Genomic DNA, 13,627 nt, shown 5'->3' with positions numbered 1-13,627 from the left:
TCCCGTGTTAAATTAAGCGAATCTTGCCGGTCAGTAGTTCCTGCATCATGCCTTGTTTAAGGTCACGGGTTTTGTCGCGGCGGACTTCAAGGGCAGTGATTTCGGTGTCCATATCGGAAAGGAGGGTGGCTATGGCGATTTGTTCTGTTAAAGAGGGAAGCTGTAAATCAATATTTGAAAGTACGCTACCACTTAACGAAGGTAGCGCAGTAGTACTCACCAAAGCACCTAATTTGATATTGAGTAGCACATAATGTATGAAGCGAAAATATGCGCGATTGGAGTCCATCACAAAAGCCGCCATGTTGTTGTCCAAACAACTTGACCTAATCAATATTTTTTTCCGCTCCAAAAATACGGCAGCACCGACTTTAGCAAATACGATGCTATTAGCAGGGAAAGCAGTAGCACCAAGCTGCTTGCGAATATCTTCACCGATGTAATTATTCGCAGTTTTCATGAAAGTGCCATTTCCATCGTTATTCATATCTGAAACCTTGAACAATGGAAATCTCCCCGTAGTTTCTCCTTGGCATTTTATAGGAAATCCGCTTCCACCTCGGAACTGACCTATCTCTCGGCTTTAACCGTTAACCACTCACCACTAACCCCCGGTAAACGAATCTGGCCGGTGAGTAGTTGCTGCATGGCGGCCTGTTTGAGGTCGCGCTTCTTGGTGATAAGTTGGTCGAGTTTGGCGAGCAGAGCATCGACATCGGATAGTGCGGAGGCAATTGCGTGTTGTTCAATACCAGATTGTGGAAAAGGTATAGGAAATTCAAATAGCTCTTTGAGTGTAATGCTGGCTTGGTTTGCATTACCTCGAAAAATCGACTCTATAAATCCGAAGTATCTTTTCGTTCTAAAATGACTCAGTAAGAGTAGTTGAAAGTCCCTGCGGTTCTTTCGATCTCTTATTAAAACAGCATTTTGATTAAGTAGCGCACCATCGTATTGACGTTTAATTATGATTACTTTGCCGACCATTGAATCATACATGGGAGGCTTAGAACCCACAGTCGATACTACGATGTCATTTTCTTTTAGAGTCCATTTAGCATATTGTGATGCTTTACTGGAACTGACGAATATCGGTGATGAATCTATAATTGAATCATAGGTTGTATCACTCACCCTGATAACTCGTATACCATCATTTGTATATTCCTTGGACTGAAAAGCATAACTTTTGGTGTAATCGATCAAATCACCTATCTTAGCAACATCCCAATCCTCCGGAATCACCCCCACCTCAGTCTGCTTATAGCCTTTCGGCAAGCCGCAATTGTCAGCCACTAATTAATACGTGCTACTTGCTTCTTCAATAGCCAGTGGATTCTTATTCATCCGCTTCCACCTCGCGTAAGCTTAATTCCAGTTCCTTGCGCAGTTCTTCGCGATCCGGCAGATAGAGCTGGTATTTTTGTACGAAAAGCTGGCTGTTCATTTGATAAGTAGCGTATTCCACCAACAGTTCGTCCTTGTTTTTGGTCAGGATAATGCCGATAGGCGGGTTGTCGCCTTCGATGTTTTCCTCGCTGGCAAAGTAGCCCAGGTACATATTCATCTGGCCAATATCATGGTGTTGTACTTCATTGATTTTCAGGTCGATCAGTACAAAGCAACGCAGGATACGATGGTAAAAAACCAAATCAACTCTGTAATGGTTGTTATTAAGCGTGATGCGGTATTGCCGTCCGACGAAGGTAAAGCCTTTGCCTAATTCCAATAGAAACTGTTGCAAGTGGTTGCAGAGTACAGTTTCCAGATGGTTTTCGGAAACTTGCCAGGGTTCGGGGATTTTTAGAAACTCAAACACATAAGGTTCACGTAACAGGTCGGCGGGTTGGGCAACGATTTGACCTTGTGCGGCCAGTTGTAAAATATCGGCTTTGTCTTTACCTGCTGCCAGACGCAGAAACAGCGAAGCCGCTTTTTGCCGTTTGAGTTCCGGTACTGACCAGTGTTCGGCAATCGCTTGTTGCTCGTAAAAACTGCGTTCCAATTCGTCATCAAGCTTGAGCAGTTCAACATAATGTGACCAACTCAATTGGTGAGAAGGCTTCTGACTTATTGGGTAACGTAGGTAAAGCAAGCGCATGTACACCAAATTACTGCGGCTGAAGCCCTTGCCATGTAGCAAATTCAGGTCTTTAGCCAAACTGGCAATCAGCGCTTTGCCGTAATCGGCCCTGATTTTACCACCTTGCTCAAACTCAACAATATGCCGACCCAGTTGCCAATAGGTTTCTGTAATCTGAACATTGACGGCCTGGACTGCTCGTATGCGACCTTGCGTATAGGTATCGGAAATTTGCTTTAACAGCTGTTGGTAGTCATCGGTAGTCATCGGTAGCCATCAGTTCCATACAAAGCCCATCTTTTTTAGATGCTCATCGACCCGGCTGGCCAGCGCTTCCAGTTCTTCGGTCAATTTAGGCAATGGTTTGGCATAACGTTCAGCGAGTTGTTTGATACGTCCGGTTAATGCCTGACTGACCCGATCCAATTCACTTTGCACACTGGTAGCCAAGGCGGTCAGCCATTTATCTTCCACCACCAGTGTTGTTATTTCGGCCTCGCTGAGTTGCGCATATTTGCGGATGACTTGAGTATCCAGAGCTTTTTGCGCTTCCTTTACTTTTTTAGCTGCGGCTGATTCTTGTTCAATTAGCGCCAGATAAGCTTCCAAAGCGGTTTGTTCTTCAACGGCCTCGTTGTCATTTTTGAGGGCTTTCAGCCGATCTTTGACGCTCTTGGCACTGAGTTTGCCTTTATCGGTTTTACCTTCGGCCAGTAAACCATCTTCACCGCCGTGTTCTTCATCTTGCTCTTCCATTTGCCGACTAATGGCTTCGCGGTCGGCTTCCAGTTGGTCGATGGCTTGTCGTTCAGTATTAAAGTAACGGGCAACAATTAATAGGGTAGGGATTAAATCCGTATTGGCTTTGCCGTCCAAAACTGCTTGCCAACCTTCATGGCTGAGTTGATAAACATCATCCTGTAGTGTTTCACTCCAATAATCGAGCAGATGTTGATAGACATCATAAGCATCAATGAGCGGTACGGTGCGGAATGTTTCCAGCAGGTTTTCTGATAAGCTATCAATTAAGGTCTTGGGACGATCACCGGGCTGGATACCGGTTAACAATGGCATGTTGCTTGCCATCCAATCCACAAACAGTTGGGTGACTTGTTGGTTAAATGCAGTAAATTCCGGATGTGCAAAAATGATGGCTTTGATTTGGGCTGCATCTACTTTAAGTAAACTGTAACCAGTACGGCCAGCATCGCTAAACAGTTCCCTGCGCACGGCAGGAAATACTTTCCAGTAAGCAGCAAGCCCGTCAATATCATAATGCGGTATGCCGCCTTTAAGATGAGCGGCAATATCCTGCAAGTCTTCGGCATCACTGCTATCTATATAGCGAGGCAGGTTAAGATTAAAGTCATTGGCTACAATTTCTGCCACCGGAACCAAGCGAGCATATTTGGCTGTTTCGATTTGCTTGTTAAAGGTATCGACGATTTTATGAATATCTTGGGCGCGCAGACGGTTTTTGTTACCGTCTTTAATATAACCCTTGCTGGCGTCGATCATAAACAAGCCTTTGCGGGCAGCTGCGTTATCCTTGTCCAACACAATAATACAGGCGGGAATGCCGGTACCGTAAAACAGGTTGGCAGGCAGGCCAATGATGCCTTTGATATAGCCGCGCTGAATGACGTTTTTACGAATAACACCTTCGGCACCGCCACGGAATAAGACGCCATGCGGTAAAATCACCGCGCCTTTACCTGTGCTTTTTAAGGAGGTAAGAATATGCAGCAAGAAGGCATAGTCACCATTTTTGGCAGGTGGGATACCGTAGTCAAAACGGTGGTAGTCATCTTCTGCCAGGTTAAAGCCATTGCTCCAGGCTTTGGTTAAAAACGGCGGATTGGCAACGGCAAAATCAAAGGTTTTTAAATGCCCATCCGCTTGTTTAAAGTACGGACTGGAAAGTGTGTTGTCTTTCCAGATTTCTGCCGTCGGACAATCGTGCAAAATCATGTTCATTTTGGCTAACGCGGCGGTAGCGTTATCCATTTCTTGCCCATAAATGGTGATATCCAAACCGGTGTTGCTACGCGCTTCGTCATGGGCTTTAAGCAATAACGACGCCGAGCCGCAGGTTGGATCATACAAGGTTTGGTTGGCACTGCTGGCACTGCCAATACCTATTACTTTCGCCATAATGCGTGAGACTTCTGCCGGCGTGTAAAACTGGCCTTTGCTCTTGCCGGATTCGGTTGCGAAATGGCGCATTAAATATTCGTAAGCATCACCCAGAATATCATCGCCTTCAGCACGATTGCCTTTAAAATCGAGTCCAGGTGTATTAAAAATGCTGACCAGATTGGACAGTCGATCCACCATCTCTTTACCTTTGCCCAACTTCTCGGCATCGTTAAAGTCGGCAACATCAATAACACCTTTCAGGTCGTTGGCATCTGCAAGGTTACTGATGATAATGTTGATCTTGTCACCGATCTCCTTGTCACCTTTAAGTGCGACCATGTCAGCAAAGCTGCCACCCATCGGCACTTCTATCAGGGAATCTTTCTGACCGGCGTATTTGTCGGAGATGTATTTAACAAACAGCAATACCAGTACATAGTCCTTATACTGGGATGCATCCATACCGCCGCGAAGTTCGTCGCAGCTTTTCCATAGCGAGCTGTAAAGCTCGGATTTTTTGATAGCCATTAGTGATTTATTGTTTGATTGAGTAGGGTTTACTATATGTAGCGATTGCGACGCCAACGGGGGAATCTGTTTAACCACTATTAATGGTGGTTCCTACCCAATCATAAACTACTTGGATATGACTAACAATTAAGAATGGCTTGCGATAATACGGAATACATTTAAATTGGGATAAAGATTTAGCGTTTTATGTGTTGTCGATAAAAACAATTTTATTCACATGAGATGATAAAAATCAGTCTTATATAATGGGAAGTAACGCCAACTTATTAGCGAGTGTCTAAAAAAATTTGCTGGTGAAGCAATCAGAGATGGGCAATGCTTGTTTTTTTGTGCGTGGAATTTGGGAAATAGATTATTTAGAGGATTAGCTAGTGGTTGAAATCCAGGGTAAAGTTATGAAGGATTATAGCTTTAAATCAAGAAGTGTTAAGGCCACTTTATATTTACGCTAAAAAATCGGTAATGGTTGCCTATGATATTTAAATTAATTATCCCTAAAGGTTACTTGAACATACTGTAAATCTACTTTGAAACATGACCCGGCCATGACCCGTAAATTTTAGGCATAAAAAAAGGACTAGGCATAAATGCTTAAGTCCTTGTTTTAATATACTAAAATATGGTGCCTCGGGCCGGAATCGAACCGGCATGACCTTACAGTCGAGGGATTTTAAGTCCCTTGCGTCTACCAATTTCGCCACCGAGGCATCTATATCTTTGGTAAGCCGCTAATTATATAGCAACTAGAAAAATAAACCAGACCTATCTGATCTTTTTTAAACAATAGCTAATATTATTATTGTGTAACACTACTGTTATTTGCTTACACGAAAACAATCCACTAAATTAATTGTCACCTATAGGTTTGTGTGAATTCTTGATGTTTTTATGAGTAGATGGCTATTTGAATAGGAATATAAGCATTTTTAGTATAAATTTAAAGGGCAAGTAAAGATTACCAGAATTGCACTTCGGAGTGAAATCCGTCTTTTAATAAATTTAATTGTAAACAGGAAAAACTTTTAATGCACGTTTTCAGTAAGCTGTTATTTTTCTATCTGTTACTATTTTTAAGTATTACTATTCGCGCCGAAGGTACGGGTGAAAAGCTGATGATAGGTTCTTTTTCATCGGGATCACTTGATCACTGGGAAGCCAAGGAGTTTAAAGGCAAGACCAACTATCAATTAGTCGATCTTGCCGGAACCAACGTATTAAAAGCTGAAAGTACTGGAAGTGCTTCAGGTTTATTTAATGAACAGCGCATTGATTTGCATAAAACACCGGTTATGAACTGGCGTTGGCATATCGAAAACCGGCTCAGTAACGATCTTAATGAGCAGGAAAAATCCGGTGACGACTATGCGGCACGCGTTTATGTGGTCGTTAGTGGAGGTGCTGCTTTTTGGCAAACCAAGGCTCTCAATTATGTCTGGGCAAGTACTTCGCCTGCCGGTAAAATTTGGCCTAATGCCTACGCTTATGCAGGTGCCAATGGAAAAATGACGATGATTGCACTTCGGTCATCAGCGGATAAAACCGGTACTTGGTATACTGAAAAGAGAAATATTCTTGCCGACCTGAAACAACAGTTTGGTGAAGATATACAATATATTGATGCGGTTGCCGTTATGTCTGATACCGATGATTCTAATGGGAAAGTAACGGCTTATTACGGCGATATTTACTTTAGTACAAACTAATTACATTATGCACGGCACATTACCTTATTTGGAACAAACCGATTTCCCTGCTATTAACAGGCATACCCTGGAAATACTACAGGTTAATCTGGGTTATTTGTGTAATCTGAGTTGCACGCATTGTCATGTTAATGCGGGGCCAAAGCGCACCGAATTAATGGTTAAGGAAACCGTGGATTTGGTTCTGGACTTTATTAAAAGAGAAAATATTCATACGCTTGATTTAACCGGTGGTGCACCGGAAATGAATCCGCATTTTAGCTATCTGGTTATGAAGGCAAGGGCAATGAATGTTACTGTTATTGATCGTTGTAATCTGGTTATTCTTGAAGAACCAGGATTTGAAGAAATGGCTGGGTTTCTTGCCGTGAATAAGGTAGTGATCACCGCTTCGTTGCCCTGTTATCTTGAAGATAATGTCGATAAACAACGTGGTAAAGGTACATTTAGTAGCAGTTTGTTAGCGCTAAAAAAATTAAACAGTTTAGGTTACGGTCAAGCGGATAGTGATTTACAGCTTAACCTGGTCTTTAATCCGCAAGGTATTAACTTGCCGCCAGAGCAAAAGGCCTTGGAAAAAGCCTATAAAAAACATCTCACAACACACTATAGCATTGTTTTCAACAAGTTGTTTGCCTTAACCAATCTTCCTGTACAGCGCTTTGGCAGTATGTTGATTAGTAAAGGCTTGTTAAATGACTATATGCAATTATTAAAAGACAATTACCGATCGGAAAATCTGTCGAGTGTCATGTGTCGTAATACCTTGAGTGTGGATTGGCAAGGTTTTGTCTATGATTGCGATTTTAACCAGATGCTACAACTACCTTTAGGCGCAAATCCGGCAAATAAAACGCATTTAAGCGAGTTAATCAATGCTTCATTGTTAACGGGTTCCGCTATTAATATACGCCAGCATTGTTATGGCTGTACTGCAGGGCAGGGCAGTAGTTGCGGGGGGGCTTTGGATTAAACCGCTCAATTACAGATCAACCGCTACTATAATCATGAAAAACGGTGTTTGATTTCTTAAATCTAATGACGGTTGTTAAGGTGACTAAAAATCTTGCCACAGACTCCAAATTATAAATAAATTTAATCTGTGGCAGTTTATTGGTTATAAGAAACCTACACTACAGTCATGATCATTTGATCAAGACAGCTTTTTATATTTAAGTCGATGTGGGTTGTCGGCATCACTGCCCAATCGGCGATGGCGATCGGCTTCATAATCTTCGTAGTTGCCTTCAAACCACACTACTTGACTATCTCCTTCAAAGGCCAGTATGTGCGTAGCAATTCTATCCAGAAACCAGCGATCATGAGAAATAACTACCGCACAACCCGGGAAAGCCAGCAGCGCTTCTTCCAAGGCTCGCAGGGTTTCAACATCCAGATCGTTAGTCGGTTCATCAAGCAGCAAGACATTGCCACCGGTTTTCAGTAGCTTGGCTAAATGCACGCGGTTGCGTTCTCCTCCGGAAAGATCGCCGATACGTTTGCCTTGGTCGGCACCTTTAAAGTTAAAGCGGCCGACATAAGATCGTGAGGGCGTTTCATATTTACCAACCGTAATTATGTCCAAGCCATCAGAAATTTCTTCAAAGACGGTTTTCTTTTGGTCAAGGTCATCGCGTAACTGATCAACGTAAGCCAGTTCAACCGTTTGACCCAGTGTTAAGGTACCCGAATCTGGCTGTTCAAGACCTGCCATCATGCGGAATAGGGTAGTTTTACCAGCGCCGTTAGGGCCGATAATACCCACGATACCGCCGGGTGGAAGTTTAAAACTCAAGTTATTGACTAATAACTTATCGCCGAAAGCTTTAGTGATGTTATCGGCTTCAATAACGACATCACCCAAGCGAGGGCCGGGCGGAATATAAATCTCATGGGTTTCATTACGTTTTTGCACATCGGATGATGATAGTTCGTCAAAGCGTGCAAGCCGTGATTTGCTTTTGGCATGACGGCCTTTTTGATTGGAGCGCACCCATTCAAGTTCTTCTTTCATTGCTTTTTGGCGGGAAGATTCCTGCTTTTCTTCTTGCAACAATCGATTGCTTTTTTGTTCCAGCCAGCTTGAGTAATTGCCTTCCCACGGAATGCCTGCGCCTCTGTCCAGTTCCAGTATCCAACCTGCTACATTATCCAAAAAGTAACGGTCATGAGTTACGGCAACGACGGTTCCGGGATAATCGTGTAGAAACCGTTCCAACCAAGCAACTGATTCTGCATCCAGATGGTTGGTAGGTTCATCCAATAACAACATGTCTGGATTGGATAATAACAATCGACATAAGGCTACGCGGCGTTTTTCACCACCTGATAATTTGGTAACATCAGCATCCCAATCTGGCAAACGTAAGGCATCGGCTGCAACTTCAAGTTTGCGATCCAGATTATGACCGTCACAGGCATTGATAATGTCTTCCAAACGTGCTTGATCGGCAGCTAATTTATCAAAATCGGCATCAGGATCCGCGTAAGCGGCATAAACCGCATCAAGTTGATCCAAAGCAGCCTTGATTTCAATGACTGCCTCTTCAACATTACCGCGCACGGTTTTATTCGGATCCAGTTGCGGTTCTTGTGGTAAATAGCCAATATTAATGCCTTTTAGCGCGATAGCTTCGCCTTCGATTTCCTTATCGATGCCCGCCATAATTCTCAGCAGCGTTGATTTTCCTGAGCCATTTAAACCCAGTACGCCAATTTTTGCGCCAGGGAAAAAAGACAACGAAATATCTTTAAGGATATATTTTTTAGGTGGGACAATTTTGCCGACCCGATTCATTGAATAGATATATTGCGCCATAGTCTTTACTTGATAAGTTTAAGGTGCATAAAGATTACCAGAAGTAGGCGCTTTAGGCCCAGCTTTTACTTGTTGATATTGATTTCTATATTTTTAGCATATTTAGTAAAAATATGGTTGGTGCTGATAGTATATCAATTATTATTTTTTGCTGCTGCTGCGTTGCTCACAAGTCCTTACCTCATGGTGAATAAAGCGTTAAGCGCTATTATTTGATACGATTAAAGCTATGAGTGGTTTTGGCATTCTATCAATATTATTTTATATGGATTTACATGGGAATTTATGTGTTATTTTACTGCTCATGGCAAGTTATGCTTGATTAAGGGGGTTTGGATACGAGATACAATTTTTATGAATTAAATATCAAACTGACATAATGATGTAACAAGATAAATGTATAGTATTTTAGAAATTAAATTTTCATATTTATTTTAAGTGAAAACTTTAAAATTTAGTGATGTTTTGTACAAGAATTGGAAATTGTTTCTCTGAAAATGTACAGATTGATTTATAGCAATTGTTTACCATTTTATTACTGATGAATTTACAAATACATAACTCCAAGAAAAAAAAATTAATCGATTTTGATGTAAGTAGCGAATATTTTAATAATTCATTATACCGGAGCCAATTTTCTACGGTAAAAGATCTGGTTTACTACGTTAAACCTATTTCTGCGGATATGTGGTGTCTGGATGTTTTAACTCTTTTTAGTAACGATACTACAATTTTTACTGTGCCAATTGTTAATGAAAATAATATTCCTGTTGGGTTGATTAGTCGGGGACGTCTAACTGAGCTGTTTTTTAAACCCTTTGCCAGGGACTTACATCATAAAAAAACGATTGGCGAAATCATGCAGATGGATGCGGTTATTGTCGATACCAATACCAGCATTGACGATCTTGCAAATATTACGATTAACGCCGGTATGTTGCATATGGTTAATGGCTTTATTGTTGTTGAACGTGGTAGCTATATTGGTATGGCAACAGGACAGAAATTACTTGAGGAAATTACCTATCGCAAGCAACAAGATCTGCATTATCTGGCTCATTTCGACCAGCTTACCGGTCTACCTAACCGATTATTGTTTAAAGACCGGTTGCTGCAGTCAATTCAACAGGCAAAACGTACTAACAAGCTGTTTAGCCTGATTTTTGTTGATTTGGACCGGTTTAAACATATTAACGATACATTAGGCCACAGTTTTGGCGATGAATTGTTAAAGATTTTTTCGCAAAAGTTAATTGTTAATGTAAGAGAAAGTGACACTGTAGCCCGCTTGGGAGGCGATGAGTTTGTTATTATCCTGCAAAATCTGGTTGAAGCTACAGATGCAGAAAAAATTGCCCTGGATATTATTGAGTATATTAGAAAGCCGATGCTGATATACAATCAAGAAATTCAAATTACTGCAAGCTTGGGTGTGGCGTTGTATCCGATGCATGATGATTCGCTCGATGGCTTACTTCGAAAAGCTGACGCTGCTATGTATGAAGTCAAGGAAAAAGGGCGTAATAATTATGCAATGTACTCTGACGTATCTGATTGTGGGTTTATTCAGCGAAACTCCCTTGAGGTAGGTCTGAGAATGGCGTTGAATAAAAATGAATTTTCCCTGCACTATCAACCACAAATTAATCTTGAAACTAGTAAAGTGGTTGGCGTGGAGGCATTGTTGCGTTGGTATCACAGTGAATTAGGTCTAATCCCCCCCGCTCAATTTATTCCAATTGCCGAAGAATCAGGGCTAATCATTTCTATTGGTGAATGGGTGCTAAATGAAGCTTGTCGACAGCAGGTTGATTGGATTAGCCAAGGCTTACCATCCTTGCGGATTGCCGTTAACGTATCGGCTATTCAGTTTCGGCAGAATAATTTTTTTGATTGCGTCAAAAAGGCAATTGAAACTAGCGGCATAAATCCTAGTTATCTTGAGCTTGAACTGACCGAAAGTCTGGTGATGACAAATCCACTACAAACCGTAGCGATGTTGAATAAAATCAGGTCTCTAGGAATTAAGTTTGCTATTGATGATTTTGGTACAGGTCATTCTAGTTTGAGTTATTTAACCCGGTTTCCTATAGACAAACTTAAAATAGATCAGTCTTTTATTCGTAATATTCAGGGTGTTCCAGGTAATGAGGCGATTGTTCGGGCGATCATTGCATTGGGCAGCAGTTTAGGCTTGGAAATTATTGCCGAAGGCGTTGAAACATTGGATGAACTGGACTGCATTAAAAATTATAATTGCCAGGAAGTACAAGGTTATTTTTTCTCTAGGCCAATTCCCGCTGATGACTTTAAAGCATGGCATCAAGATGTTACAAAGGCTAAAGGGTCTTCCGAAGAAAATCTACTTCTGACGGAACAAGCAATAGGTTAGGTGAAGTAGAGTGCTTCTGATTTATTCAGGTAGCTGTTACGCTTGGCATAAAGAAAGCGTAACAGCTAATAACCTTGTACCGGAATGTCCATCTTTTTAGAGAGGAGCTGCAGCTTAGGCTTACTCTTCATAGGAAGCTACATAAGGTATAGAGTCGTGTATTAATCAAGCACTATAGGGGGGAATGTAGCTTAACCAATCAAGACACCCAATTTTGATCTTGGTTTTTCTTCATAATGTTCGCGGTGTCCTGAATTCAGGTGTCATCAATTTTCTTGACTCAAGGTTTAAGAATAGTATTTTGTGGCGGTTTGCTATTATCAGTTTCAGGATAATCCAATGTGTAATGCAGGCCACGACTTTCTTTGCGTTGCTGTGCACAGCGAATGATTAATTCGGCGACGATGACCAGATTACGCAATTCAAGTAAATCACTGGTGACACGAAAATTACCATAATATTCAGCAATTTCTTTTTTAAGTAATTCTACCCGGTTCATTGCCCGACTAAGGCGTTTATCCGTTCTGACGATGCCTACGTAATCCCACATGAAATGACGTAATTCATCCCAGTTATGGGAAACAACCACTTCTTCATCGGAGTCGCTGACTTTCGATTCATCCCAGTCCGGAATTTTGGGCGTCGAAAGAATGTTGGGAAGTTTTTGTAAAATATCTTCACAGGCCCGATCGGCAAAAACCAGGCATTCCAGTAATGAGTTGCTGGCCATTCGATTGGCACCGTGCAGCCCGGTGCAAGCCACCTCGCCAACAGCATAAAGATTTTTTATGTCTGTGCGTGCATAGCTGTCCGTTAACACCCCGCCGCAGGTGTAATGGGCAGCAGGAACAACAGGGATAGGCTGTTTGGTGATGTCGATACCATAGTCAAGACACTGTTGATAAATGGTAGGAAAATGCTCGCGTATGAAGTCTGCCGATTTGTGACTGATATCAAGATAAACACAGTCTATACCGCGTTTTTTCATTTCGTGATCTATGGCTCTGGCAACAATATCTCTTGGGGCTAATTCGCCTCTGGGATCAAAATTTTGCATAAAAGAAGAGCCATCGGCCAAAACCAGCTTACCGCCTTCGCCTCTTAGTGCTTCACTGATAAGAAAAGAGCGAGCTTCGGGATGAAAAAGGCAGGTTGGATGGAATTGCATAAACTCCATGTTACTGACGCGACAACCGGCACGCCATGCCAAGGCAATGCCGTCACCGGTTGAGCTATGTGGATTGGTACTATAAATATAAGCCATGTTGGCACCGCCGGTCGCCAGCACCACGACGCGGGCAGTTATGGTTTTAACCCGGTTTTTTTGAGTGTCCAGAACATAGGCACCCAATACTTGTTTACCATTATCCTCGCCGATTGGCGCAGTAATTAACTCGACAACGCTGTGGTGTTTAAATAATTCAATATTGGCATGTTCTTGCGCACGTTCAATAAGTGATAATGAAATTGCCTTGCCGGTTGCGTCCGCAGAATGCACAACACGTCGATGAGAGTGACCACCTTCACGGTTTAAATGCAGTTGTATTTCGCCTGCATTGTTTTCTTCCTCAGTAAAAACAACACCTTGTTCTCGAAGCCAGTCTATGGAGCTTTTTCCGTGAGTTACGGTAAGTCTGACAATGTCAGGATTGCAAAGCCCTGCACCAGCATCCAGTGTATCTTCAATATGAGACTCAATGGAATCTTCAGCATCAAAAACAGCTGATATGCCACCCTGTGCATAATAGGTGCTGCTGGAAGTTAGTGCAAATTTGGATAATACGGCAACATTGATCGAGTGGTCAGCTAATTTAAGCGCCAAACTTAGCCCGGCACCGCCGCTGCCAATAATAAGGACGTCATAATTTTTTGAATAGGGCATAAAGGTTAGTTGGTCAACATCCACAGGGCAAACTTTAGAAAAAATTTCATTATCTAAATTAAGGTTGTGGCTTAGTTAT

At 42.1% G+C, this 13,627-nt stretch carries 9 protein-coding genes and 1 tRNA gene; 3 read left to right on the top strand and 7 right to left on the bottom strand.

Features of this window, described 5'->3' with window-relative positions:
• Positions 1-7 precede the first annotated feature (7 nt).
• The 5 genes from KKZ03_RS17545 to KKZ03_RS17525 all read right to left on the bottom strand — a co-directional run bounded on the left by KKZ03_RS17545 (position 8) and on the right by KKZ03_RS17525 (position 5,460).
• A complete protein-coding gene (locus KKZ03_RS17545; protein WP_371744906.1) occupies positions 8-574 on the bottom strand; it encodes a restriction endonuclease subunit S in 567 nt (188 codons plus the stop codon).
• Entirely contained in the window at positions 571-1,296 is a 726-nt protein-coding gene (locus KKZ03_RS17540) for a restriction endonuclease subunit S (RefSeq protein ID WP_243218076.1), read from the bottom strand. The genes KKZ03_RS17545 and KKZ03_RS17540 overlap by 4 nt, the downstream gene beginning before the upstream one ends.
• A 43-nt stretch (positions 1,297-1,339) precedes the next feature.
• Positions 1,340-2,350, bottom strand: a complete 1,011-nt coding sequence (locus tag KKZ03_RS17535; RefSeq protein ID WP_243218075.1) for a YhcG family protein — start codon at positions 2,348-2,350, stop codon at positions 1,340-1,342.
• Positions 2,351-2,359: 9 nt separating this feature from the next.
• Positions 2,360-4,750, bottom strand: coding sequence for a class I SAM-dependent DNA methyltransferase (locus KKZ03_RS17530; protein WP_243218074.1), 2,391 nt, complete (start codon positions 4,748-4,750; stop codon positions 2,360-2,362).
• A 623-nt stretch (positions 4,751-5,373) separates the two neighbouring features.
• Positions 5,374-5,460 (bottom strand) — tRNA-Leu (locus KKZ03_RS17525).
• Between the two features lie 318 nt (positions 5,461-5,778).
• Here KKZ03_RS17525 and KKZ03_RS17520 point away from each other — a divergent pair.
• Together KKZ03_RS17520 and arsS are read left to right on the top strand one after the other, a co-directional pair.
• Positions 5,779-6,456 (top strand): DUF3047 domain-containing protein, encoded by a 678-nt coding sequence (locus KKZ03_RS17520; RefSeq protein ID WP_243218073.1) that lies wholly within the window; start codon positions 5,779-5,781, stop codon positions 6,454-6,456.
• Positions 6,457-6,463: 7 nt separating this feature from the next.
• Positions 6,464-7,429 carry an arsenosugar biosynthesis radical SAM (seleno)protein ArsS gene (arsS, locus tag KKZ03_RS17515; protein WP_243218072.1) on the top strand — a complete coding sequence of 322 codons (966 nt, stop codon included), beginning with the start codon at positions 6,464-6,466 and terminating at the stop codon, positions 7,427-7,429.
• A 180-nt stretch (positions 7,430-7,609) separates the two neighbouring features.
• On the opposite strand, the gene ettA is transcribed toward arsS, so the two are convergent.
• A complete protein-coding gene (gene ettA / locus KKZ03_RS17510; RefSeq protein ID WP_243218071.1) occupies positions 7,610-9,274 on the bottom strand; it encodes an energy-dependent translational throttle protein EttA in 1,665 nt (554 codons plus the stop codon).
• Between the two features lie 541 nt (positions 9,275-9,815).
• Between ettA and KKZ03_RS17505 the strand changes: the two genes are divergently transcribed.
• A complete protein-coding gene (locus KKZ03_RS17505) occupies positions 9,816-11,666 on the top strand; it encodes a bifunctional diguanylate cyclase/phosphodiesterase (RefSeq protein WP_243218070.1) in 1,851 nt (616 codons plus the stop codon).
• A 280-nt stretch (positions 11,667-11,946) separates the two neighbouring features.
• Here KKZ03_RS17505 and nadB read toward each other — a convergent pair whose 3' ends face one another.
• Entirely contained in the window at positions 11,947-13,548 is a 1,602-nt protein-coding gene (gene nadB / locus KKZ03_RS17500) for an L-aspartate oxidase (protein WP_243218069.1), read from the bottom strand.
• Between the last annotated feature and the right edge of the window lie 79 nt (positions 13,549-13,627).

The sequence above is a fragment of the Methylobacter sp. S3L5C genome (genome assembly GCF_022788635.1).
Taxonomy (GTDB): Bacteria; Pseudomonadota; Gammaproteobacteria; order Methylococcales; family Methylomonadaceae; genus Methylobacter_C.
Note: the sequence above shows the minus strand (reverse complement) of the source record. Positions and strands in the feature narration are given on the sequence as shown.